22 protein-coding genes are annotated in these 22,888 nt (G+C 58.1%); 12 read left to right on the forward strand and 10 right to left on the reverse strand.

What is annotated here, in order from left to right:
• Positions 1 to 2: 2 nt before the first annotated feature.
• Positions 3 to 1,187 (forward strand): TIGR03862 family flavoprotein, encoded by a 1,185-nt coding sequence (locus DHN12_RS15975; protein WP_108861110.1) that lies wholly within the window; start codon positions 3 to 5, stop codon positions 1,185 to 1,187.
• On the opposite strand, the gene holA is transcribed toward DHN12_RS15975, so the two are convergent.
• The 4 genes from holA to DHN12_RS15995 form a co-directional block, all read right to left on the reverse strand.
• Positions 1,184 to 2,212, reverse strand: coding sequence for a DNA polymerase III subunit delta (gene holA / locus DHN12_RS15980; RefSeq protein WP_108861111.1), 1,029 nt, complete (start codon positions 2,210 to 2,212; stop codon positions 1,184 to 1,186). The genes DHN12_RS15975 and holA overlap by 4 nt on opposite strands.
• Positions 2,209 to 2,700 (reverse strand): LPS assembly lipoprotein LptE, encoded by a 492-nt coding sequence (gene lptE, locus DHN12_RS15985; protein ID WP_108861112.1) that lies wholly within the window; start codon positions 2,698 to 2,700, stop codon positions 2,209 to 2,211. The genes holA and lptE overlap by 4 nt, the downstream gene beginning before the upstream one ends.
• Positions 2,687 to 5,239, reverse strand: a complete 2,553-nt coding sequence (gene leuS / locus DHN12_RS15990; RefSeq protein WP_108861113.1) for a leucine--tRNA ligase — start codon at positions 5,237 to 5,239, stop codon at positions 2,687 to 2,689. Before leuS ends, lptE begins: the two co-directional genes overlap by 14 nt.
• 72 nt (positions 5,240 to 5,311) lie before the next feature.
• Complete coding sequence (locus DHN12_RS15995) at positions 5,312 to 5,800, reverse strand: DUF3576 domain-containing protein (RefSeq protein ID WP_108861114.1); 489 nt, start codon at positions 5,798 to 5,800, stop codon at positions 5,312 to 5,314.
• A gap of 283 nt (positions 5,801 to 6,083) precedes the next feature.
• Between DHN12_RS15995 and DHN12_RS16000 the strand changes: the two genes are divergently transcribed.
• On the forward strand, positions 6,084 to 7,124 hold the full coding sequence (locus DHN12_RS16000; RefSeq protein ID WP_108861115.1) for a porin: 1,041 nt from the start codon (positions 6,084 to 6,086) through the stop codon (positions 7,122 to 7,124).
• A gap of 102 nt (positions 7,125 to 7,226) precedes the next feature.
• Positions 7,227 to 7,886: a YggS family pyridoxal phosphate-dependent enzyme gene (locus DHN12_RS16005; RefSeq protein ID WP_108861116.1), complete on the forward strand. Its 660-nt coding sequence runs from the start codon at positions 7,227 to 7,229 to the stop codon at positions 7,884 to 7,886.
• Here DHN12_RS16005 and DHN12_RS16010 read toward each other — a convergent pair.
• Entirely contained in the window at positions 7,870 to 8,370 is a 501-nt protein-coding gene (locus DHN12_RS16010) for a L,D-transpeptidase (RefSeq protein ID WP_108861117.1), read from the reverse strand. The two genes, DHN12_RS16005 and DHN12_RS16010, sit on opposite strands and share 17 nt — an antisense overlap.
• The gene (gene ribA / locus DHN12_RS16015) at positions 8,367 to 9,461 is read right to left on the reverse strand and encodes a GTP cyclohydrolase II (RefSeq protein ID WP_058272568.1); all 1,095 of its coding nucleotides are present in this window, start codon (positions 9,459 to 9,461) and stop codon (positions 8,367 to 8,369) included. The genes DHN12_RS16010 and ribA overlap by 4 nt, the downstream gene beginning before the upstream one ends.
• Positions 9,462 to 9,622: 161 nt before the next feature.
• On the opposite strand from ribA, the gene DHN12_RS16020 reads away from it, so the two are divergent.
• The gene (locus DHN12_RS16020) at positions 9,623 to 10,309 is read left to right on the forward strand and encodes a response regulator transcription factor (protein WP_058272567.1); all 687 of its coding nucleotides are present in this window, start codon (positions 9,623 to 9,625) and stop codon (positions 10,307 to 10,309) included.
• Between the two features lie 154 nt (positions 10,310 to 10,463).
• Here the strand turns inward: DHN12_RS16020 and DHN12_RS16025 are convergent, their stop codons facing one another.
• On the reverse strand, positions 10,464 to 11,072 hold the full coding sequence (locus DHN12_RS16025; protein WP_234416665.1) for a hypothetical protein: 609 nt from the start codon (positions 11,070 to 11,072) through the stop codon (positions 10,464 to 10,466).
• 133 nt (positions 11,073 to 11,205) lie between these two features.
• Here DHN12_RS16025 and DHN12_RS16030 point away from each other — a divergent pair, with 133 nt between their 5' ends.
• From DHN12_RS16030 to DHN12_RS16045, 4 genes are all read left to right on the forward strand, one after another.
• Positions 11,206 to 11,994 carry an exodeoxyribonuclease III gene (locus DHN12_RS16030; protein WP_108861119.1) on the forward strand — a complete coding sequence of 263 codons (789 nt, stop codon included), beginning with the start codon at positions 11,206 to 11,208 and terminating at the stop codon, positions 11,992 to 11,994.
• 76 nt (positions 11,995 to 12,070) lie between these two features.
• Positions 12,071 to 12,988 (forward strand): thioredoxin, encoded by a 918-nt coding sequence (gene trxA, locus DHN12_RS16035; protein ID WP_108861120.1) that lies wholly within the window; start codon positions 12,071 to 12,073, stop codon positions 12,986 to 12,988.
• Between the two features lie 27 nt (positions 12,989 to 13,015).
• Complete coding sequence (locus tag DHN12_RS16040) at positions 13,016 to 13,657, forward strand: LON peptidase substrate-binding domain-containing protein (protein ID WP_108861121.1); 642 nt, start codon at positions 13,016 to 13,018, stop codon at positions 13,655 to 13,657.
• Positions 13,654 to 13,839 (forward strand): Trm112 family protein, encoded by a 186-nt coding sequence (locus DHN12_RS16045; protein WP_058272562.1) that lies wholly within the window; start codon positions 13,654 to 13,656, stop codon positions 13,837 to 13,839. Before DHN12_RS16040 ends, DHN12_RS16045 begins: the two co-directional genes overlap by 4 nt.
• Here the strand turns inward: DHN12_RS16045 and DHN12_RS16050 are convergent.
• On the reverse strand, positions 13,836 to 15,098 hold the full coding sequence (locus DHN12_RS16050) for an FAD-dependent monooxygenase (protein WP_234416666.1): 1,263 nt from the start codon (positions 15,096 to 15,098) through the stop codon (positions 13,836 to 13,838). The genes DHN12_RS16045 and DHN12_RS16050 overlap by 4 nt on opposite strands.
• 54 nt (positions 15,099 to 15,152) lie before the next feature.
• Here DHN12_RS16050 and DHN12_RS16055 point away from each other — a divergent pair, with 54 nt between their 5' ends.
• From DHN12_RS16055 to DHN12_RS16070, 4 genes are all read left to right on the forward strand, one after another.
• Complete coding sequence (locus tag DHN12_RS16055; RefSeq protein WP_108861122.1) at positions 15,153 to 16,481, forward strand: amidase; 1,329 nt, start codon at positions 15,153 to 15,155, stop codon at positions 16,479 to 16,481.
• A gap of 108 nt (positions 16,482 to 16,589) precedes the next feature.
• On the forward strand, positions 16,590 to 17,771 hold the full coding sequence (locus DHN12_RS16060; RefSeq protein WP_108861123.1) for an aminotransferase class I/II-fold pyridoxal phosphate-dependent enzyme: 1,182 nt from the start codon (positions 16,590 to 16,592) through the stop codon (positions 17,769 to 17,771).
• Between the two features lie 14 nt (positions 17,772 to 17,785).
• On the forward strand, positions 17,786 to 20,683 hold the full coding sequence (locus DHN12_RS16065) for a DNA translocase FtsK (protein WP_108861124.1): 2,898 nt from the start codon (positions 17,786 to 17,788) through the stop codon (positions 20,681 to 20,683).
• 40 nt (positions 20,684 to 20,723) lie between these two features.
• Positions 20,724 to 21,320, forward strand: a complete 597-nt coding sequence (locus tag DHN12_RS16070; protein WP_108861125.1) for an outer membrane lipoprotein carrier protein LolA — start codon at positions 20,724 to 20,726, stop codon at positions 21,318 to 21,320.
• Between the two features lie 12 nt (positions 21,321 to 21,332).
• Here the strand turns inward: DHN12_RS16070 and DHN12_RS16075 are convergent, their stop codons facing one another.
• Positions 21,333 to 21,914, reverse strand: coding sequence for a hypothetical protein (locus tag DHN12_RS16075; protein WP_058279757.1), 582 nt, complete (start codon positions 21,912 to 21,914; stop codon positions 21,333 to 21,335).
• Positions 21,915 to 21,974: 60 nt separating this feature from the next.
• Positions 21,975 to 22,856, reverse strand: coding sequence for an AEC family transporter (locus DHN12_RS16080; protein WP_108861126.1), 882 nt, complete (start codon positions 22,854 to 22,856; stop codon positions 21,975 to 21,977).
• Between the last annotated feature and the right edge of the window lie 32 nt (positions 22,857 to 22,888).

Genomic DNA, 22,888 nt, shown 5'->3' on the forward strand with positions numbered 1-22,888 from the left:
GGATGGTACAGGCACTGGTGATCGGCGGCGGACCCGCAGGCCTGATGGCAGCCGAGGAACTGGCCAAAGCCGGGCACTCTGTTGTGGTGGCCGAGGCCAAGCCTTCGGTTGCGCGAAAATTCTTGATGGCGGGAAAGTCCGGGCTGAACCTGACCAAGGACGAGCCGCTTGAGACTTTGCTGGGATCCTATGGTGAGGCCGCGACCTGGTTGCGACCAATGATTGCCGAATTCGATGCCTCGGACTTGCAAACATGGGCGCAAGGGTTGGGGCAAGAGTTGTTCACGGGCTCGACCGGCCGGGTGTTTCCGACGTCGATGAAGGCCTCTCCGCTGTTGCGGGCGTGGCTGGCACGGCTGGCAGAGGCTGGCGTTCAGATCAGAAAACGTTGGCGGTGGGTTGGCTGGGATGGTGCCCAAGCCGTATTCGACACGGATGATGGCAGGCAGAACCTGTGCCCCGATGTGACTGTTCTTGCGCTGGGCGGGGCAAGCTGGTCGCGGTTGGGATCAGACGGAGAATGGGCATCGGTGCTGACGGGTAAAGGCGTGGCCCTCACACCTTTCGCACCCGCAAACTCAGCCGTTTCCGTAGATTGGAGCCCCCATATGCAGCCGCATTTTGGCGCGGCTTTGAAATCGGTTCGGTGGATGGCCGGAGAGTTGGAAAGCCGGGGCGAGGCTGCGGTGTCGGCGAAAGGGTTGGAAGGGGGCGGATTGTACTCACTGACCCCGGCCTTGCGTGACAGAGCACCGCTTTTTGTCGACTTGGTTCCGGATTTGGATGCCGATACGCTGCGCAACCGTTTTGCGTCAAAGAAATCAAAAACAACCCTTTCGCAGTGGCTGAAGAAATCTCTGCACCTGACTCCGCAAAAGGTTGCCCTGTTTCATGAAATGTCCAAGCGTGACGGCCAGATCCAGTCGCTAGACGTGAGCATGATCAAGCATCTGCAGATCAAACACTCGGGCCTGCGCCCGATGGACGAGGCCATTTCCACGGCAGGAGGCGTGCCACGTGCGGCGCTTAGTGAAGGGCTCATGCTGACTGCATGTCCCGGAGTGTTTTGCGCGGGCGAGATGCTGGATTGGGAGGCCCCAACCGGGGGGTACCTTCTGACAGCCTGCCTGGCGACCGGCCGTTGGGCTGGGCGTTCGGCGGCATATTGGTTGGATCAAAGCGGTTAGCGGGTCCGCGCCAGCATCGCCAAACGGATCATGGCACGTTCGGCCAATGCCATGGCCGGTGCCGTTTGCCCGGCCGAGCGCAGCGACAGGTCCGTATCTGTCAGAACCGTCAACGCAGTTTGCAATTTTGGCGCACCCCACCCTTGGGCCTGACGCAGAATGCGGTCGCGCCGTTTCCCATAAACCGGGGGGCGCAGCTTTCCGATGCCCTGTGCTGCTCCGCCCGGATCGGATGCGCAGGCGTACAAAGTGCGGAAGTGCCTTGTCGCGCCGATGCACAGGCTGACCGCATTGGTTCCCTGTGATTGCAAACGTCGGATCAGCGGGCCGATTTCACCCGCGCGACCATCGGCAACCACGTTCAGCACATCATCCAGTGCGGCCTCGGTCGAGCGGGGCGCGCAGGCTTCGACGTCTTCAATGGTCAGCTCGGAACTGTCACCGCGCTTGTAAAGCGACAGTTTCTCAATCGTTTGGGTAAAGTCACCGGGGCTTATACCGGTTGCCAGCTCAGCAATCGCGGCCATCGAATCGCGCGGGATGTTTTGCAAACCGGCCTCAGAAAGTATGCGTTCGACTTCGGCCCGGGATGGTGGGTCGTCATAGATACCTACCGCATAGGCCGAGCGGTGCGATTCGAACGCTTTGCGAATCTTGGAGCTGGCCTTGAGCTGCCCGGCGGTGACGATGATTTGGGCATCGCCAGCTACCCAATCTTCCAGCGCGGCAAGGATTGCGGGGGCGGCCGTGTCGGTTGTGTCTTCGACGAATACAGCGCGTGGCCCGGGAAAGAACCCGACCGCCTTGACCGCGTCCAGCAACAAGGCCGGATCGCCACGCAGATCGCTTCCGGGCAGGCGGGTCAACCGCATCTCTTCTTCGGCATTGGCGCCCAGCAGAGCGGCCAAAACCTGTTGCCGCTTTAGCGCCACGCGCATCGCATCCGCACCGTAGATCAACAGCCCGGTCTTATCCGCGTCGGGTCTCGAGAAATATCCCTCGGCCTCGCGCGGGCTCAGCTTCATGCGGACAGGCCCGGCGTGGCGTACAGCCGACTGATGATCTGATCGGACAGAATCACCATCAGGCGCTGCGTAGCATCCCGCTCATCAGCCAGTGTGGATACGGTGGAACCAGCAGCCGAATACCCCACGAAGTCCGTCACCGAGCCAGAGGCAAGAACTTGCCCCGTCGCTTTCGATCTAAGCGAATAGTTGGCGGTCCCGTTGATGATAAGACGGTTGGTTTCGTTCGTTGAGGTGATCGATGCCGCCACCGTCTGGGTCACGACGGAAACGTCCAGACTGTATTCACTGCCGGATGTTGCGCTACGGCCTAGCTTTTGTTCCAGATCTTCGACCAGAAGAAAGCTGGTGACCGTGTTTGGTGCCGACACTTCTACGCGACCAAAAAGGGCCGAGCCCGATCCGCCCGGAGCGTACACAGGTTCAAACCCGCAGGCGGCAAGGGCCAGCGGCATCAGCAAAAAGGTTCTGCGGTTAAACGACGACATTCACAATCCGGCCCGGTACAACGATTACTTTCTTGGGTGTGGCGCCATCCAGCGCCTTTTGCACAGCTTCGGTGCTCAGCGCGACTTTTTCAACCTCGTCCTTGGGCATATCTTTGGCCACGCTGATTTCCGCGCGGCGCTTGCCGTTGATCTGGATCGGCAGGGTGACGGTGTCGTCCACCAGCATAGCTGCATCCGCAATTGGCCATGGCGTCGTGGCAACCAGCCCTTCGCCACCCAGCAGCTGCCAAAGCTCCTCGGACAGGTGTGGGGTCATCGGCGACATCAGCTGTGCCAGCGTTTTGGCGGCCTCGCGTTTGGCTGCGGTGCCCGCCTTGGATTTGGCTAGCGTGTTGGTGAAAGCATAAAGCTTGGCGATTGAGGCGTTGAAGCCGAAAGACTCGACTCCGCCTGTGACGTCATGGATGGCTTTGTGCATCTCGCGCAGCAGGGTTTCATCCTCGGCATTGGCCGGAACATCCGATTCGGCGATTTCCGAGGCGATCCGATGCACACGGCTGAGGTGCTTGAACGCAGCCTCGGCCCCGGATGCGGTCCATTCGACATCCCGTTCAGGCGGCGAATCGGACAGGACGAACCAACGCGCGGTATCCGCGCCGAAGGCCGAGATGATGCTGACCGGGTCGACCACGTTTTTCTTTGATTTCGACATCTTGGCCGAGGGGATAATCTCAACGTCGGTGCCGTCGGCCAGTTTTCCGTCGGTCACATCTTCGGGCAGGTGATAAACCGGACGGCCATTGGCGTCGCGTGTCTGATAGATCTCATGCGTGACCATGCCTTGCGTGAACAACGCATTGAACGGCTCGATGGCTTTCTTAGGCAGGTGACCCGTGATGTTCATCGCCCGCGCGAAGAAGCGCGAATAGAGCAGGTGCAGAATCGCGTGCTCGATACCGCCGATATACTGGTCGACATTCATCCAGTATTCGGCCTCGGCCAGATCGGTGGGTGTGTCAGCGCGTGGCGCGGTGAAACGGGCGAAATACCACGACGAATCGACGAAGGTGTCCATCGTGTCGGTTTCGCGTTTGGCAGGCGCGCCGCAAGACGGGCAAGGGGTGTCACGCCAATTGGCATGGCGGTCCAGCGGGTTGCCGGGGATCGAGAAGTCGATGGGTTTGCCGTTGCCGTCGTCATAAGGCAATTCTATCGGCAGATTCTCTTTCTTCTCGGGCACGGTGCCACATTTGTCGCAATGCACGACCGGAATCGGGCAACCCCAATAGCGTTGACGGCTGAGCCCCCAATCGCGCAGGCGATATTTAGTGACGCCTTCACCCCAACCTGCTTTTTCCGCGAAATCGACGGTGGCGTTGATCGCCTCATCCCCCGTGGCCTCGGTCAGGCCTGCGAAGTGGTCCACCCAGCGGACTTTTTCAGTTTTCGGCGGCACAAAAGCGATCTTGTCGACCGTCGTATTGTCACCCAGTGCAAAGAAGGTGTCGATGACCGGCAGGCCATACTTGCGGCAGAAATCAAGGTCGCGCTGGTCATGCGCGGGGCAGGCAAAGATCGCGCCAGTTCCGTAATCCATCAGGATGAAGTTGGCGATCCAGACCGGCAGTTCCCAGTTCGGGTCCAGCGGGTGACGCACGCGAATGCCGGTGTCGTAACCCAGCTTTTCGGCCGTCTCGATGGCCTCTTCCGTGGTGCCACCCTTGCGGCATTCGGCAACAAACTCAGCAACTTCGGGGTTTTCGGCCTCAAGCTGCTTGGCAATCGGGTGATCCGGCGAAATACCAACAAAGGACGCGCCCAACAGCGTATCGGGCCGAGTCGTATAGACGGTGATGGGCTCACCACCATCAGTACGTTCGAAGCCAAATTGCAGGCCGCGCGACTTGCCGATCCAGTTTTCCTGCATCAGCCGCACTTTGGCAGGCCAGTTCTCCAGCGTATCAAGCGCATCCAGCAATTCTTCGGAATAGTCCGAGATTTTGAAGAACCACTGTGTCAGCTCGCGCCGTTCTACCAGTGCGCCTGAGCGCCAGCCACGTCCATTTTCCACCTGTTCATTGGCCAGAACGGTCATGTCGACCGGGTCCCAGTTCACCACGGCGTTCTTGCGGTAAACCAACCCAGTATCGAGCATATCGAGGAACAGAGCCTGCTGCTGGCCATAATATTCGGGGTCACAGGTGGCGAATTCGCGGGACCAGTCAATCGACAGGCCCAGTGGCTTCATCTGTCCGCGCATGTCGGCGATGTTGCTATAGGTCCAGTCTTTCGGGTGGCCGCCAATGGCCATGGCGGCGTTCTCTGCGGGCATCCCGAAGGCATCCCAGCCCATCGGGTGCAGCACGTTATGCCCCGTCGCGAGCTTGTGACGCGCAATGACGTCGCCCATCGTATAGTTGCGCACATGCCCCATATGGATTCGCCCTGACGGGTAGGGGAACATCTCAAGCACATAATATTTCGGCTTGTCCGCCTTATGGTCGGCGGTGAAGATCCCGGCCTTGTCCCAGGCCTCTTGCCATTTTGCTTCGATTTCGGTGGCCGAGTAGCGCGACATTGTGCGGTCCTTCGTGAATGAAAACGCCGGGCGTGAACCCGGCGTGGTAATATTGTGATTTTCAGCGGGTGGCTAGAGTTTGTTGTCCGCAATGCGCAACTGGCGTGCGCGATTCAGGATCGCATCCTCGACCGCCCGGGCCGTTGCAGCGCTGACCGGAGCGCCTCCGCTGCTTTGCAGTGCTACCGAAAGGGACCGCGCCGCCAGGGCCGGGTCACTTATATGCACGGTAGCGCGATAAGAGCGTCCGCCACCAGGAGGCGTGCCGTAACCTGTTACGATCACGCCGGTAAATGGATCAACTTCCTGAATTGGGAGGAAATTCAGCACATCCAGTGAGGCCGCCCACAAATACCGGTTCACATTGACGATCTGTTCAGCATTCCCGCGGTTGAACACGTCCCAGATTGTCGTGCGTTCTGGATCGTTCAGCTCTCGTTCTTCCGTGCGTGTGCTATCTGTATACAGCAACGCGGGATTCGGAGCCGCACTCTGATTCTGTCCGCAGGCCGACACGGCAGCAGTCATTATGATCAAACCGAAAATCGTCTGCAGGCGCATTGTCGACTGGTCCTGTTTCACTTGGTCTACTTTATTACGTGTTACTCCTAGACAAGGTCCAGTTCAGCAACAACCCTATTCTTGTTACACATGTCAGTGTGGACGGCAGTTTAGTCCCCAAATATCGACTGTGGCATCCTTGCACCAATTTGGGGTCAATGCACCCCTCACATTTAAGGCAAGCTTGCGCTTTGGGGGTAATCCGAGCGAAACGGTTCCCGTGCTGAGACATGTGCTGAGGCATGTGTCGAGTAGAAAAACTTTTGAAACCGAGGGAAACAAGATGAAAAAAGTTCTCTTCGCATCGACCGCTCTGATCGCAACCGCAAGTGTTGCAGCGGCCGACGTTAAGTTCAGCGGCTATGGCCGTTTTGGTATTGGCTATCAGGAAGACCGTACCGGTACCGTTGACAACTTCGTGACCGACCCGGCAACTGGTGAAATTGCTCGTGGTACTGGTGATGCCGCAACTGCAACTGTTGACACCGACAACACCATCCTGGTCTCGCGCTTCCGCCTGAACATCGACGGCACCGCAGAAACCGATGGCGGCGTTGAGTTCTCGGCTCGTGTTCGTCTGCAGGCTGACGAAAACGCTGGCAACGGCGAAGCCAACTCGGCTGGCCTGAACGGCGCACGTTTCTCGGTCATCTACGGTGGTCTGCGTGTTGACGCCGGCAACGTTGCGGGTTCGTTCGACAACTTGGCGAACTACTACGGTAACGAGCCTGGCCTGGAAAGCTTCATCGGCCAGTACTCGGGCGTTGACTATAGCTTCCTGGGTTACTCGTCGACCGGTTCGGGTTCGAACGCTGTGTTCTTCCAGTACGCAGTTGGCGATTTCGCGTTCGGCGCGTCATATGACCAGGCAACTGTTGCTCTGGACGGTGTGCCGCAGGATGCGGACCGCTGGGACGTTAGCGTAACCTACAACTTCAACAACATCACCGCTGCACTGGCCTATGGTCAGACCAAGGCGAACGTGAACGCCAGCAGCGAAAAGCAGTCGCTGACCGTTCTGACCCTGGGCGCAGAATTCGGTGACTTCTCGGGTACACTGTTCGTAGCTGACGATGACGTTGTAAACGAAGCTCGCAACGGCACCGCATACGGTCTGTCGCTGGCCTACAACCTTGGCGCCGCAACCACTCTGACCGCAGCTTACGGTGACGGTTCGGCGGATGACGACAACCAGCAATATGGTATTGGCGTTAAGTACGACCTGGGTGGCGGTGCATCGCTGCGCGGTGGTGTTGGCAGCGAGAAGCGTGGCGACGGCGACAGCCGCGTCCGTGCTGACTTCGGTGCTCAGTTCAACTTCTAAGTTGAGCTAATCCACAAAGTTTAAGGGCAGGTCTTCGGACCTGCCCTTTTCTTTTGCGTGGACTTGGTGTTTTTCTGCCCTCAAAGCAGAGAGAGGGAATCCATGTCGCTGCACGACATCACTGCCCGCATCGCCAAGGCCGAATCCGCCGCCGGACGACTTGCGGGATCGACAAAGCTGATCGCGGTTTCAAAGGTCCAGCCGAATGAACGTGTTGAGGCTGTGCTGAGGCAGGGCCACCGCTGTTTCGGGGAAAACCGCGTGCAGGAAGCGGCCGAAAAATGGCCGGGCTTTAAGGAGCAAATCTCAGGGATAGACCTGCATCTGATCGGACCGCTGCAAACCAACAAGGCCCGGCAGGCAATGGAACTGTTCAACGCGATTCACTCGGTGGATCGGCCCAAGCTGGCCAAAACACTGGCACGGCTGGCGCAAGAGCTTGGCCAGTGCCCGGATTTGTTTATCCAGGTCAATACCGGAGAAGAAGAGCAGAAAGCAGGGATCATGCCGGGTGATGCGGACGCCTTCATCGCCGAGTGCCGCGATCTTGATTTGCCGGTTCAGGGTCTGATGGCAATCCCGCCGGTTGAAGAAGAACCCTCGCTGCATTTTGCATTGTTGGCCAAGATCGCTGAACGCAACGGTTTGCAAGGGCTCTCGATGGGGATGAGCGGTGATTTCGAGCAGGCGATTGCCTTGGGTGCCACCCACGTGCGCGTGGGGTCCGCCATCTTTGGCGAGCGAGTCAAACCTGCGGGATAATCAGGCGAGATCCGGGGGAAATACGGCGCGCGATCCAATGCAGGTGATCGCGGCGAAACGCGACGCAGCCCTCGGTCGGGTACCCGGGGCGTCTCCACTGGTGAAGGAAAATAGCTGAACCGCGGTCCGGCACAGAATTCGGCCAGTTCCAGTCGGTGATCAGAACAAGATCATACAAAGGATCCGCGCGCCGCAGCTTTTCGTGGCTGGGCGCATAGGGCGCGCTGACCATCTGATTGTACTGGCCGTCCGCGCTGTCATCAGACCAAAGGTCGCCGGGGCCTATTGGGATAGCCCATGAGGCCGGAGCTGCGATTCTATCTGATCGAAACAGCATACCGACTATGTGATGCACACCGATTGGCGTTGCCCCGTCGCCTTCGTGCTTGTCATCCGTCAGGCCGCCTTTTCCGATCGAACAAGGAAAGAGGCGCCCGGCAAACCGGATGCCCCGTGGCGTAAGAACCAGATCGTCCGGAGTCACAGCAAATGGCCTGATTTCGCTGCCTTGGTGGCCAGGTACCCCCGGTTGTGGGCTGTTTCACCCACTTTCAGCGGTACTCTTTCGGTCACCGCGATGCCTGTCTTTTCCATCATCGCGATTTTCGCCGGGTTGTTTGTCAGCAACCGAACCGACGAAAAACCAAGTTCTTTCAGAATGTCCGAGCCCAGTCGGAAATCACGTTCATCGTCTTCGAATCCCAATCGGTGATTGGCCTCGACCGTGTCAAAACCCTGATCCTGTAGGAAATAGGCTCGCATCTTATTGGCAAGGCCGATACCACGCCCTTCCTGATTGAGATACAGCAATACGCCCGCGCCTTCGGACCCCATCTGGGCAAGAGCTCCACGCAGCTGGGGCCCGCAATCGCATTTCAAGCTGCCCATCAAGTCGCCCGTGAAACAGGCCGAATGCAAACGGGCCAGCACAGGTTTGCTTCTGTCCGGGCGACCGATTTCCACGGCATAGTGCTCTTCTCCGCCATCTTCGGGGCGGAAAACGTGCAGCCGACCGGCCTCGGACACTTCCATCGGCAGGCGTGCGGCGGCAATCGCGTGCAGCGCGCTGCGGTCCGCCAGATGCGGCGCGGCACGGGTGTGGTCGATGCAGGTCAGGCCATGTGCCACCGCAAAATCGCGACCGTCATCAATTGGAACCACCACGGCGGCCGGCAAGAGGCGTGCGGACTTCGTCAAAGCGATGGCAATACGGTGCAGGTTGGCACTACCCTGACGCTCGGACATCAGGGGGCCTTTCATTGGGGTATTCAGATCATCCGAGGGATCGGCGACCGCCTGAACCCATGCGATGTCGGTGTCTGATGGGATAATTACCCGTGCGAGGTCGCCATCATAGGCGCGTGCCTTCAGCGTTTCTGCGCGTCTTACGGTGATCGCGACCACAGGCTGACCTTCGAAGTTCCGTAGGTCGGCCAGCCGTTGTGCGCTTAATGTCTCGGACGCTATCGCTATGACGCTGAACCCGCTGTCATCAGTCAATACGACGGGAACGCCCATACGCAGATCCGCGCGGGCCCGTGCCAGCAATTCCGAGATATCGGGGATAAGACTCATCTATGTTACCCTATAACGTGTTGGTCTTCGTCTAACCCGAACAGAAGAAAAAGTGAAACAATTCCTCTGCGTCAGACACGAGGGCGTGAGACCATTGCAGTAAATCTTGTTGATTGCATCTTCCGCACGCAAATGATGGAAAAGGCTTAGGAGGACCGGACATGGCTCAGCTCAAGAAAATCCTGCTGGTGGATGACGATGAAGACCTGCGCGAGGCGCTCAGCGAGCAACTCGTGATGACCGAGGATTTCGACGTGTTCGAAGCGGCAGACGGTCAATCCGCCATGGAGCGCGCACGCGAGGCGATTTACGATCTGGTCATTCTGGACGTTGGTCTGCCGGATACGGACGGTCGTGAGCTGTGCCGTCTGATGCGCAAGCAGGGCGTCAAAAGCCCGATCCTGATGCTGACCGGCCATGATAGTGACGCAGATACGATTCTGGGTCTGGATGCCGGCGCCAATGATTACGTTTCTAAGCCGTTCAAATTTCCGGTCCTACTGGCCCGCATCCGCGCGCAGCTACGTCAGCATGAGCAATCCGAGGACGCGGTCTTTGTGCTGGGGCCGTATACCTTCAAGCCTGCGATGAAGATGTTGATCACCGAAGAGGATCGCAAGATCCGCCTGACCGAGAAAGAAACCAACATTCTCAAGTTCCTGTACCGCTCGGCCGATGGGGTGGTTGCGCGCGATGTGTTGCTGCACGAGGTCTGGGGTTATAACGCCGGTGTCACCACACATACGCTGGAAACCCACATCTATCGTCTGCGCCAAAAGATCGAACCCGATCCATCGAACGCGCGCCTTTTGGTCACAGAATCGGGCGGATATCGCTTGGTTTCGTAACTCCGGGTGGATTGACGTGGATCAAAGTGATACTCTGGATGTGTAATTAGATTACTCCCAACCCGCGCATGTCCGGGTTATGACATGCACCTCCCTGTTGGACTGCCGGGCCTTATGGCCCGGCTTTTTTTGTTGGGGGGATTTAGGCTGCGGACTACGAAGTAGCAATGCCACAATTTCGGAACTCGGTGATTTTGGACCAAAAGTTCTTGTTTCTTGAACTTAAGGCAAGACCAAAGTGAGTGGTCGTTACAGTATCAACCGAGTATGTACCTGCGTCACCTGATCTGGCTTTAACGCGATAACGTGTAGGGCCTACTACAGTGGTCTTTGACGTTGTTTGTGAAACGACACCATCGGCGTTTCGATAGGTGTAAGAACACTTTCCCGGAACACCAAAACAACTGTGTGGTTCGAACATCTCCCACTTTCCGTTTGCCCAAGTGCGCTGGGTCATCAAGCCCACTTTGTCGTACTCGGTTGTCTTTACTCTGTTTTTGTTTCCAGATTTATTCTTTGTGGTGACGATGTACTTGCCAGATCGCTGCCCGTCGAAGGTGTTGACCCAAGTGTCGCCATTCGAATACTCGACAGTCCAACTGCAGCCGGTCGGCATGTCCCAGAAACGAACTTCTTTGGCAAAGACTGCATTTGCAGCGACAAATGACAGCAAGGCTGAGGTCGCAAACTGAATTAGATAAGTTCTGTTTTTCATAATGTTATTCTCGTCGATAAGACGTCCGCGCAGTGGTTCAAGTCTCAACTGATCTCAAAAGCAAGGTCGGCATCAAGCCCAAATTACGTTTTTGCAGAAGCTCACCCCGGGCACACATTTCTCATGGCACCCCATCCCACACCACGCTAACCTCCGCCCAACCGCGACAGAGGAATCCCCCATGCCCTTTACTCTTGCTACCTGGAACATCAACTCGGTCCGCCTGCGCGAGCCTATCGTGCTGAAATTACTGCAGGAAGAAGCTCCCGATGTATTGTGTTTGCAGGAGTGCAAGTCGCCGGTTGAGAAGATCCCAACCGACGGATTTGCCGAACTGGGGTACACCCACATGGTTGCAAGGGGCCAGAAGGGGTATAACGGCGTCGCCATCCTGTCGCGCCTGCCGATGGAAGAAGTCGGTGACAAGGATTTTGCAGGTCTCGGCCACGCGCGCCACATCGCTGGGCGATTGGAAAACGGTGTCACCATTCACAACTTCTATGTCCCGGCCGGTGGCGACATCCCAGACCGAGAAAAGAACGAGAAGTTCGGGCAGAAGCTCGACTATCTCACGGATATGCGCGACTGGTTCAACGCTGAAAAACCTGAAAAATCCATTCTGGTTGGCGATCTGAACATCGCCCCGCGCGAGGATGATGTCTGGTCGCATAAGCAACTTCTCAAGGTCGTCTCACACACGCCGATCGAGGTTGAGGCGCTGGCTGAAACGCAGGACGCAGGCGGATGGGTGGACATTACCCGTCAGGACATCCCCGACGGGCAGCTATACAGTTGGTGGTCTTATCGCGCCCGCGATTGGGACGCAGCCGACAAGGGGCGGCGTCTGGACCATGTCTGGGCCACGCAGGATATCTCGAACGCAGGGCACTCCAGCCGCGTTCTGCGCGATGCGCGCGGGTGGGAAAAACCCAGCGACCACGCACCAGTCTTTGCGACATTCGACCTTTGACCCTGTAACTCTCCCCTTGGTTTCTGCCCATTGCAGTTGCATATAGGGGCCAAATTCGAACGAAAGAGTGAATGCCATGGACCTTCTGAATGCCGCAGCCGGACCCGATACCGCCGATCTGATCAAGGACGGATCCGAGGCCACCTTTGTGGCCGATGTCGTTGAGGCCTCGCAGGAAATCCCAGTAATCGTGGATTTCTGGGCCCCATGGTGCGGTCCGTGCAAAACGCTTGGGCCGCTGTTGGAAGAGGCTGTGACCGCCGCCAAAGGGGCGGTGAAGATGGTTAAGATCAATGTGGATGAGGCGCAGATGATCGCCTCGCAAATGCGCGTTCAGTCGATCCCGACCGTATACGCGTTCTACAAAGGTCAACCGGTCGACGGGTTTCAGGGTGCCGTTCCAGGGTCCGAGATCAAGGCGTTTGTGGACCGAGTGATTGAGGCCGCCGGTGGTGAAAGCCCCGGGGGGCAGCTGGATGACGCTGTTCTGGCCGCCGAAGAAATGCTGGCCGATGGCGCAGCTGTGGATGCCGCGCAGACCTTTTCCGCCATTCTGGGAGAAGACCCAAACCACGCTGCCGCTTATGGCGGTCTGGTGCGGGCCCATATTGCCGCAGGCGATCTGGAGCAGGCCGAGGCCATTTTGAACGGCGCACCCGCAGAGATTTCAACCTCGGCTGAGGTTGAAGCAGCCCATGCCCAGCTTGAGCTGGCGAAGCAAGCGGCCGATGCAGGCCCAGTGGGTGAGCTGAAAGCAGCGGTCGAGGCGGATGCCGACAATCATCAGGCGCGGTTCGATCTTGCGCAGGCGTTGCACGCCAATGGTGAAGTTGAAGAGGCTGTAACGCAATTGCTGGAACTGTTCCGCCGCGACCGCGAGTGGGATGACGGTGCTGCAAAGGCGCAACTGTTCACCATTTTCGACGCGCTGAAGGCCAATGATCCGATTGTTCTGAACGGGCGGCGCAAGCTCAGCTCGATGATATTTGCCTAATTCCTGATCAGGGCTACACTCGGGTACATGATGCATCCCGCTGACCTGCCGGAGACGGTATCCGTTTTCCCATTGCCCGGGGCGCTTTTGCTGCCCCGGTCTCGCTTGCCGCTACATATTTTTGAGCCGCGCTACCTGCAAATGCTGGACGACGCGTTGAAAACACCTGAACGGCTGATCGGCATGATCCAGCCGAACCCATGTCAGTCCAACGAAAGCAAACTGCATCAAATCGGCTGTGCCGGGCGTGTGACGCAGTTCTCTGAAACCGAAGACGGTCGGTACCTGATCACACTGTCCGGCGTCTCGCGTTTTCGTATCAAGTCCGAGTTGGATGCGTTTACGCCTTATCGCCGTTGTGCTGTTTCATGGGACGGGTTTGACCGCGATCTTGGCAAGGCCGAGGCGGACAATGCGTTCGATCGGTTGCGATTTTTGGATCTGCTTGAACGGTTTTTTTCCTCGCGCCAGCTTTCGACCGACTGGGACACGTTGAAGGACGCCGATGACGAGCTACTGGTGAATTCCCTGTCGATGCTGCTGGATTTTGATCCCGAAGAGAAACAGGCGTTGCTTGAAGCGCCTTGCCTTCGCACGCGCCGCGAGACATTGGTGACATTGATTGAGTTCGCCATGCGCGGCGGATCGAGCGAGGAAAAACTGCAATGACCGAAGCCGAACACCCTTTTGACCGCCATATGCTTGAGGCGCTGATCTGTCCGCAGACGCACACTACTTTGCACTACGACGCCGAAAAGCAGGAACTGGTGTCCAAAGCTGCCAATCTAGCCTTTCCGATCCGCAACGGTATCCCGGTGATGTTGGTGGACGAAGCCCGGCAGCTAGACTAAATCGCGCGCCCTTGCAGCAGTTTCGGCAGGTCTCCGGTTAGCCCGGCGGCCTCGCGTACAAAGCCGCGGCGCAGGCTTGGCATTGAACCAACGATCTCCATCCCGATGTCGCGCCCTAAGCGCAGAATCGGGTTGTCGTTCGAAAACAGCTTGTTGAACGCATCGGTCGCCATGGCCAGCGCCGCCGTGTCGAACCGTCTCCATTCCTGATAGCGCTCCAGTACCAGAACTGATGCGATATCCTCGCCGCGCCGTCCAGCCAGTGTCAGAACTTCCGCCAAAGCGCCTACGTCGCGAAGACCTGCATTCAAACCCTGACCTGCGATTGGGTGCATGCCGTGGGCCGCGTCGCCTACCAGTGCCATGCGGTCACCAATAAAGGAATTGGCGATGGTCAGGTTCAACGGATAGGTGAACCGGTCACCCTGAAGGCGGATGTCTCCCAGAAAATCACCAAAGCGCGGGCGCAATACCTGCAGATAATCCGCCTCGGGCATGGCGTTGATGCGTTTGGCCATTTCAGAGCGTTCGCTCCAGACGATCGAGCTGCGATTGCTGGTCAGCGGCAGAATCGCCAAGGGGCCGGGGGGCATGAAGAACTGATGCGCCACGCCGTTATGGGGCAGCTCATGCTCAATGGCACAGACCAGCGCGGTCTGGCCGTAGTCCCAACCGGTGCGCTTGATCCCAGCACGCGCGGCGGTGCCACTGCGGCGCCCGTCACAGCCAACCAACAATCCGCCAGTCATGGTCGTGCCATCATCCAACGTCAGCGTTACGCCGGTATCATCAGAGGCCTGCGCGACAACGGTTTTGCCGCTGATCTGCGTGATGCTGTCCTGTTCGGCCATGGCATCCAGAAACGCGCGGCGCAGGTGGCGGTCTTCGACCATGTAACCCATCGGGCCTTCTTCAATCTCGGCATGGTCAAAATGCAGGAAAAACGGGGATGGACCAGCGCCGGAATGGCCATCAGTGACCTTGATCTCAAGCATGGGCTGGGTATGGTCTGCCACTTTGTCCCAGACGCCAACTGCATCCAGCAGCCGCTGCGAGGCCAGCGCCAGCGCATAGGCGCGCCCGTCAAAAGCCGCGTTTTTTCGGGCTTTTTCGGCCAATGCGTCGATGACGGTGACAGAATGCCCTGTCTGGGCCAGTGCCAGTGCCAGGGCCGGGCCGTTCAGGCCGCCGCCTACGATCAGGATATCCGAGTTGTGTTCCATGGCCTGCAATATGCGCGCCCTTTCGGGATTGTCCATGTGCGGTCCTGTCGCTACCGTCCCTCAAAGTGCTTTTTTCGCAAGGGGGCAGGGATGCAGGACTGGCTGACCATGACGGCGTGTGATCTGGGTCGGGGTATCGGCATGGGACAGATCGATCCGGTTGAACTGACCGAGACCTATCTGGCCGCCATCGACGCGCATCCGCACCGTGACAGGATCTATGCCCGCGTTACGCATGATCGTGCACGAGCCGAGGCACAGGCTGCGCAGGAGCGCGCCAATCTGGGCCTGCGGCGGTCCCTGTTGGATGGTGTGCCGATCAGCTGGAAAGATCTGTTCGACACCGCCGGCACCGCGACTGAGGCAGGCTCGGCGTTGCTGAAAGGCCGGGTGCCCGAAATGGACGCGGTCGTTGTGCGTAACGCCACTGCCATGGGCACGGTCTGTCTGGGTAAGACGCATATGAGCGAGCTGGCCTTCTCAGGCCTTGGCCTGAACCCGATCACTGGCACGCCCCCATGCATTGACGATGAAGACGCCGTATCCGGAGGCTCTTCTTCCGGCGCGGCGGCATCGGTGGCCTGGGGGCTTGCCGCCTGTGGGATCGGTTCGGATACGGGCGGGTCAGTACGCATTCCAGCGGCCTGGAACAATCTGGTCGGGCTGAAAACCACCGCCGGGCGCGTCAGCCTTGAGGGTACAGTGCCCTTGTGTCTGCGGTTCGACACTGTTGGTCCACTGACCCGCTCAGTCGAGGACGCGGCTCAGATGCTGGCCTTGCTCGAGGGGCGCTCTCCGCCTGATCTTCGCGGTGCCAGTCTGAAAGGCCGCCGCTTTGCCAATCTTCAGACTGTGGCGCAGGACGACCTGAGGGATGAACCGCGTAAGGCCTTTGAGGATGGGTTGCAAAGACTCACCGAGGCAGGCGCCGAGATCGTTCCGCTGGACGTCCCCGAGCTGCACGACGCCATGGCGCTGTCCGGCATTCTGTACACGACCGAAGCTTATGGGTTGTGGCGCGATGTGATCGAGGCCAACCCTGACGCCATGTATCCCGAGATACTGGAACGGTTTCGGTCGGGTCAAAACGCGACCGGAGCCGATTACATCGCGGCCTGGTCCAGGCTGAAAGCCTGTCGGGCGGCATGGGATGCCGCCACATCCGGGTTTGATGCAGTGCTTGCGCCGACAGCGCCCATTTTGCCGCCGAATCTGGATCGGTTGATGAATGACCATGACTACTATGTCACGGAAAATCTGTTGGCGCTGCGCAACACCCGTATTGGCAATCTGATGGGAATTGCTGCACTGACACTGCCGACCGGAATACCCGGCTGTGGCGTGATGATGATGGGATATCCGGGCTCGGAAGAGGCCCTGCTAAGGCTGGGATCAGCGGCCGAGACGGCGTTGGCCTGAATGCCACAATCCCCTGATTCGCCACCTCTTTGTCTGGACGAAACCGGGTGCGATCTGTAGTCTGCCTGTAAAACGGGGCGAAATGATCCCGGTATTGAGGCAGTAGTTATGAATTTCCCCGAACGGTTTTCGGACCTACCGGAATATGCATTCCCGCGTCTGCGCACCCTGTTGGATCATCACCAGCCGGGTGGCGAAGTGATTCACATGACCATTGGCGCGCCTATGCATGATTTTCCGGCGTGGGTCACCGATGTGATCACAGAAAACGCGGCCGGGTTTAAAGGATACCCTCCAAACGAAGGGTCGCCCGAGTTGCGGTCGGCGATTACTGACTGGATTGATCGCCGCTATGGCGTTTCGATGGACCCTGACACCAACGTGATGGCGTTGAATGGCACGCGCGAAGGATTGTACAACGCCGCGATGGCGCTGTGCCCCGAGCAGAAAAACGGTGAAAAGCCCGTCATACTGTGCCCGAATCCATTCTACCAAGTCTATATGGTGGCCTCGCTGTCGGTTCGTGCCGAGCCTGTATTCGTATCCGCAACTGCCGCCACAGGTCACTTGCCGAACTATTCGGGGCTACCAAAGGACGTTCTGAACCGCACCGTAGCGGCCTATATCTGTTCTCCCGCCAATCCGCAGGGCGCAGTCGCCTCGCGCGACTATTGGGTCGAACTGATCCAACTGGCCGAAACCTATGATTTCCGCATCTTCGCGGATGAATGTTATTCCGAAATTTACCGCGACACGGCACCAACCGGTGTGCTGACCGTCGCGCAGGAACTTGGGGCCGATCCGGAGCGGATCACCTTGTTCAATTCACTGTCGAAGCGGTCCAATCTGGCTGGTCTGCGCTCGGGCCTGATCGCCGGTGGTCCCGAGACCATCAAGAGGGTCAAGCAGTTACGCAACTACGCAGGTGCGCCTTTACCGCTACCTTTGCAGGCTGCCGCCGCAAAAGTTTGGGCAGATGAGGTGCATGTTGTAGAGAACCGCGCGCTGTATCAGGAAAAATACACGATCGCGGATGAGGTTTTCGCGGGCGTGCAGGGTTATATGGCGCCTGAAGCCGGGTTTTTCCTATGGCTGCCAGTCGAAAATGGCGAGGAAACCACATTAAGGCTGTGGCAGGAAACCGGTGTTCGGGTGCTGCCTGGTGCATATCTTTCTCAAGGTGATCCGGGGCAAAACCCGGGCGAACAATTTATCCGGGTCGCAATGGTGGCCCCAAAAACAGAGTTGCGGCAGGGGCTGATTACGCTCCGTGACTGCATCTATTCGTGAGGTACGAGGGCAAAATGGCATCATATAACGCGCGCAACCGCGATCCATTGCTGGACAGTACGACCCAGGCCGCCATCGAAAGGCGTAGCAAGGAACTGATCGGGATCGCCCTGATCCTGCTGGGGCTGGCTTCAGCCGCGATGATCTGGTCCTACACGCCGGATGATCCGAACTGGATGGTGTCGACAGACGCGCCAGTGCAGAACTGGATGGGGCGGATTGGGGCGTCGATCGCCGCGCCGCTGTTCATGATCGTCGGATGGGGCAGTTGGAGCATCGCGCTGGTGCTGATTGGCTGGGGCATACGCTTTGCCGGGCACTTCGGCGAGGAACGCGCAGTGGCCCGCCTTATCTTTGCTCCGATCTGGATTGCCATCGTTTCCGTTTATGCCGCGACTTTGGTGCCGGGTGAGGCATGGCGCACGACCCACAGCTTTGGTCTGGGGGGCTTGTTCGGTGATACCGTCATGGGTGCGTTGCTGACACTGCTGCCTATATCGTCACATTTCATGGTCAAACTGATGTCGCTGGCGATGGCAGCTGGCATGCTGGTGCTGGGTACATTTGTCCTTGGATTCACAAAAGCCGACGTGCGCAAAGGCACGCGTGCCTTCTTGTTGGGCCTTGTGATGTCCTATGACATGTTGATGAACCTCTTGGGTCGCAGTGCGTCGGTTACCGCACAGGCGGCACGAGATCGCCGGGCACAGTGGGAAGAGCGTAAGGCCATCCGCGCAGAGGCCACCGATGCGGTGTTTGACGATGATATGGCGTATGCCGATCCGATGTTCGAAGAGCCGGATTTCGAAGAGCCCGAACCCGCAAAGCCCGGTCTGCTGGCGCGGATGCCAAGCCTGATCCGCCGCGCCGATCCCATGCCGGAACCTGAACTGGTCGCCCGCGAACCGGTCGCAGGATTCGATGAAATGCCGGGTGAAGATCGTATCAAGTCCAAGATTTCCGCAGCCGTACGCAATCGCAAAGTGGCCGCGGGTGAAGTGGCGCCAGAGGTCGATCCAACCCTGCCTTTGACCAAAGGGCGTGGCCGGGGGCCGGATCCGTTGATCCTGAACGCCAGAGGCGGAGAGGAGCTTCCGCCCGAGCCGCCGATGACATTGGACGGTCTGCCGCCTGAGCCGATGCTGACAGCAGAGCCAGAACCCGGGTGGCAGCAGGAAGCCCTGCATCATGATTTTGCGCCCGAGCCCGTCTATGAGGATGAGGCCGTATTTGAAGACGCACCCGAACCCGAACCCGCCCCGCTTCCTGCGATGAAAATTCCAGTGGCCGAACCGCGCAAACCCGTAGTGGCACAGCCCGTTCGCCGCACCCCTGCGCCGTCGCGTCGTGCACAGGCCGAAGCACAGCCTGGGCTGTCCTTTGAAGACCGGCATTCGGACTTTGAGCTGCCGCCTTTGAGCTTGCTGTCCAACCCTTCCAGCATTCAGCGCCATCACCTCAGCGACGAGGCATTGGAAGAAAACGCGCGCATGTTGGAAAACGTGCTGGACGACTATGGCGTCAAGGGTGAGATCACCAGTGTCCGCCCCGGCCCGGTTGTTACCATGTACGAACTGGAGCCTGCTCCGGGCCTGAAAGCGAGCCGGGTTATCGGTCTGGCCGACGATATCGCGCGCTCAATGTCGGCACTGTCGGCACGTGTTTCGACCCTGCCGGGTCGCTCGGTGATCGGGATCGAATTGCCCAATGAAAACCGCGAGATGGTGGTGTTGCGCGAAATCCTTGCCAGCCGTGATTTTGGTGATGGTAACCACGCGCTGCCACTGGCGCTGGGCAAGGATATCGGCGGCGAATCCATGGTCGCAAACCTGGCCAAGATGCCCCACTTGTTGATTGCGGGGACAACCGGTTCCGGTAAGTCGGTCGCGATCAACACCATGATCCTATCGCTGCTATATAAGCTGACACCGGACGAATGTCGCCTGATCATGATCGACCCCAAGATGCTGGAACTGTCCGTCTATGATGGCATTCCGCATCTGCTGTCGCCCGTTGTGACCGACCCGAAAAAGGCGGTTGTCGCGCTGAAATGGGTCGTGGGCGAGATGGAAGACCGCTATCGCAAGATGTCCAAGATGGGCGTACGCAACATCGCGGGCTACAATGGCCGCGTGAAGGACGCGTTGGCCAAGGGCGAGATGTTCAGCCGCACCGTGCAGACCGGGTTCGACGATGAAACCGGCGAGCCAACGTTCGAGACAGAAGAGTTCGCGCCCGAATCGATGCCCTACATCGTCGTGATTGTTGATGAGATGGCCGACCTGATGATGGTCGCGGGCAAAGAGATCGAGGCCTGTATCCAGCGACTGGCGCAGATGGCAAGGGCCTCGGGTATTCACCTGATCATGGCCACGCAGCGCCCCTCGGTCGATGTGATTACCGGTACGATCAAGGCGAACTTCCCAACCCGAATTTCGTTCCAGGTGACCTCGAAAGTCGACAGCCGGACTATTCTGGGCGAAATGGGGGCCGAGCAACTGCTGGGGCAGGGCGACATGCTGTATATGGCAGGTGGCGCCAAGATCACCCGTTGCCACGGCCCGTTTGTTTCGGACGAGGAAGTCGAGGAAATCGTCAACCACCTAAAACAGTTCGGCCCACCAGACTATGTGAACACCGTGCTGGACGGCCCATCTGAGGATAAAGCCGACAACATCGATGCGGTTCTGGGCCTGAACACGGGCGGCAACACCAACGGCGAAGACGCGCTGTACGATCAGGCGGTGGCGATTGTGATAAAGGATCGCAAATGCTCGACCTCATACATTCAGCGGAAACTTGCCATTGGCTACAACAAAGCTGCGCGACTTGTTGAGCAAATGGAGGATGAAAGCATTGTTTCGTCGGCAAATCACGTCGGGAAACGCGAAATCCTCGTCCCTGAGCAATAGGATATTTAATAACAAGGGCAGAGCGCTTATCTGGGGACTTATGAAACAGATTGCCTTTGCCCTTGCTTTGACACTCGCCGCGCCTGCGGCCTGGGCGGCTGAAAAGCTGCCGTTGTCCCAAATCTCAAACTACCTCAATGGCCTCAAAACCGTTGAGACCACGTTTACACAAGTTAACGATGACGGCTCGCTGAGCACCGGAAAGCTGTGGATGGAACGCCCCGGTAAGATGCGGTTCGAATATGACCCGCCCAACAGCGCTGTGGTTCTGGCGCGCGCAGGTACGGTGCAGATCTTTGATCCGAAATCGAACCAACCGCCGGAGCAGTACCCGCTAAAACGTACGCCGTTGTCGCTGGTGCTGGCGCGCAACGTCAATCTGGGGCAGGCGAATATGGTGGTTGCCCATGATTTTGACGGGACGGCCACGGTTGTTACCGCTCGGGACCCAAAGAACCCCGAATCCGGCCGAATTGAACTGATGTTTACGGGGGACCCGATCGAGCTGCGAAAATGGGTCATTCACGACAATGCCGGCAGTCAGACGACCGTTCTGCTGGGGCAGTTGAGTACCGGCGGAAATCTCAGCAACGATCTGTTTTCCAGATCAAAAAGAAGCGGGTCAGGCAATCGCTGACCCGCACTCCTGTCAGTAGCGGCAATTGGCCAGCTGCGCCTGATAGAGCTTGGCGCGTGCATCCACGTCATTGGCGACGTTCAACAGCCAGGATTTGCTGTTATGGCTGCCACGGGCAAAGCCGGTGTGCCCCTCGTGATACGCCAGATACTGGTTGCGCGTATCTGTGGGGTGAATACCGTTCCGCTGTTGGCTTTTATTCATGTACCAGCCGATGAAATCTGACGCATCGCGGATGCGGTCCCGCTTGGCGCGGCGCTTGCCGGTCTCTTTGCGGTATTCGTCCCAGGTGCCGTCCAGCGCCTGACTGAAACCGTAGGCGCTGCTTTGACGGCCCATCGGGATCACACCCAGAACGTATTGGTGCGGCGTACGTGCGTCGTGCTTATAGCGGCTTTCCTGATAGATCGTCGCCATCTGAACGTGAATTGGGACGCCCCATTTCCGTTCGGTGCTTTTGAACGCCTTGATAAAATCAGGCCGTTCGCGCGCAATGCTGCACGCGTCATTCAATCTGCTCGGTGGCTGTTTGGACCCGCCACCGCAGGATGCCAAAAGCAGCACCCCGAAGAGTACGAAAAGAATTCTGCTCATGTGCCTCGTGCCTTTTTTCTTTATTCTAGCGCAAATTGAGCGTTTAGGAAATCACAATCGTTATAGAACAATGGCTAGTATTATAGGCAATGCGCCCACGGACAGCACAGTTGAAACCATGACCATCCCAGCAACCGCGTCCGAATCCGCGTCAAACCGCTCGGCCAGTAGGTACGATGTAACCGCGACCGGGGTGCACATCTGCAGGACCAGTACGCCGAAGGCGGTTGAATCCAGATCAAAGAAGCGGGCGATTGCCCAGCCGAGCGCAAAGCAGACCAGCAGCTTCAGGACGGACAGCCAGATCGCCTGACCCAATTTGCGCGTCGTCAGCCTTGCAATTGCCACGCCGACTGTAATTAACATCATGGGGATAGCCATTTGGCCTAGCAGCTCTAGCGTATTGGTCAGGAACAGTGGCGTTTCCCAGTCTTGCCATAGGAATAAGGCCCCAAGCAGGGTTGCCCAAACCATCGGTTCGCGCGCAACTTTGCCGAATGCACCTTTTCCAGCGACGAGGTAAATTCCATAGGTGAAGGAAAACAGGGCGGTAATGGCCAGGAAAATGACTGCAAAACCCAGACCGGCCTGTCCAAACGCAAAAATACAAAGCGGCAGGCCCAGATTGCCCGTGTTCCCGAAAATCAACGGCGACAGGTAAGTGCGACGGTCCAGGTTTGAAAGTCGAACGAAAACGCCAAAGGCCACGGCAAGGCCAACATGACCCGCAATTGCGGCCAGTGTGAAGCGGGTCAACTCTCCTGCCGGGATCTCGGTTTGCATCAGCGCCACAAAGATCAGGCTGGGCACGGCAAGCGTCACGGCAAGGCGCGTCACAAACTCCAAACGGTACTCAAAACCAAGTTTGACCCAGGTGAATCCAATGCCCGCCAGCAGGAAAACCGGCGCCACAATTTCGAACACTGCCAGTAAGATGTTCACAGACTGTTTCCTTTAATTTCCGATCAATGATT

Source organism: Ruegeria sp. Alg231-54 (genome assembly GCF_900143525.1).
Classification (GTDB): Bacteria; Pseudomonadota; Alphaproteobacteria; order Rhodobacterales; family Rhodobacteraceae; genus Ruegeria.

Excerpts from the sequence above, each read along its gene's own strand:
- DHN12_RS15975 (WP_108861110.1), top strand. The coding sequence starts at position 3 with ATGGTACAGGCACTGGTGATCGGCGGCGGACCCGCAGGCCTGATGGCA.
- holA (WP_108861111.1), bottom strand. The coding sequence starts at position 2,212 with ATGAAGCTGAGCCCGCGCGAGGCCGAGGGATATTTCTCGAGACCCGAC.
- lptE (WP_108861112.1), bottom strand. The coding sequence starts at position 2,700 with ATGTCGTCGTTTAACCGCAGAACCTTTTTGCTGATGCCGCTGGCCCTT.
- leuS (WP_108861113.1), bottom strand. The coding sequence starts at position 5,239 with ATGTCGCGCTACTCGGCCACCGAAATCGAAGCAAAATGGCAAGAGGCC.
- DHN12_RS15995 (WP_108861114.1), bottom strand. The coding sequence starts at position 5,800 with ATGCGCCTGCAGACGATTTTCGGTTTGATCATAATGACTGCTGCCGTG.
- DHN12_RS16000 (WP_108861115.1), top strand. The coding sequence starts at position 6,084 with ATGAAAAAAGTTCTCTTCGCATCGACCGCTCTGATCGCAACCGCAAGT.
- DHN12_RS16005 (WP_108861116.1), top strand. The coding sequence starts at position 7,227 with ATGTCGCTGCACGACATCACTGCCCGCATCGCCAAGGCCGAATCCGCC.
- ribA (WP_058272568.1), bottom strand. The coding sequence starts at position 9,461 with ATGAGTCTTATCCCCGATATCTCGGAATTGCTGGCACGGGCCCGCGCG.
- DHN12_RS16020 (WP_058272567.1), top strand. The coding sequence starts at position 9,623 with ATGGCTCAGCTCAAGAAAATCCTGCTGGTGGATGACGATGAAGACCTG.
- DHN12_RS16030 (WP_108861119.1), top strand. The coding sequence starts at position 11,206 with ATGCCCTTTACTCTTGCTACCTGGAACATCAACTCGGTCCGCCTGCGC.
- trxA (WP_108861120.1), top strand. The coding sequence starts at position 12,071 with ATGGACCTTCTGAATGCCGCAGCCGGACCCGATACCGCCGATCTGATC.
- DHN12_RS16040 (WP_108861121.1), top strand. The coding sequence starts at position 13,016 with ATGATGCATCCCGCTGACCTGCCGGAGACGGTATCCGTTTTCCCATTG.
- DHN12_RS16045 (WP_058272562.1), top strand. The coding sequence starts at position 13,654 with ATGACCGAAGCCGAACACCCTTTTGACCGCCATATGCTTGAGGCGCTG.
- DHN12_RS16050 (WP_234416666.1), bottom strand. The coding sequence starts at position 15,098 with ATGGACAATCCCGAAAGGGCGCGCATATTGCAGGCCATGGAACACAAC.
- DHN12_RS16055 (WP_108861122.1), top strand. The coding sequence starts at position 15,153 with ATGCAGGACTGGCTGACCATGACGGCGTGTGATCTGGGTCGGGGTATC.
- DHN12_RS16060 (WP_108861123.1), top strand. The coding sequence starts at position 16,590 with ATGAATTTCCCCGAACGGTTTTCGGACCTACCGGAATATGCATTCCCG.
- DHN12_RS16065 (WP_108861124.1), top strand. The coding sequence starts at position 17,786 with ATGGCATCATATAACGCGCGCAACCGCGATCCATTGCTGGACAGTACG.
- DHN12_RS16070 (WP_108861125.1), top strand. The coding sequence starts at position 20,724 with ATGAAACAGATTGCCTTTGCCCTTGCTTTGACACTCGCCGCGCCTGCG.
- DHN12_RS16075 (WP_058279757.1), bottom strand. The coding sequence starts at position 21,914 with ATGAGCAGAATTCTTTTCGTACTCTTCGGGGTGCTGCTTTTGGCATCC.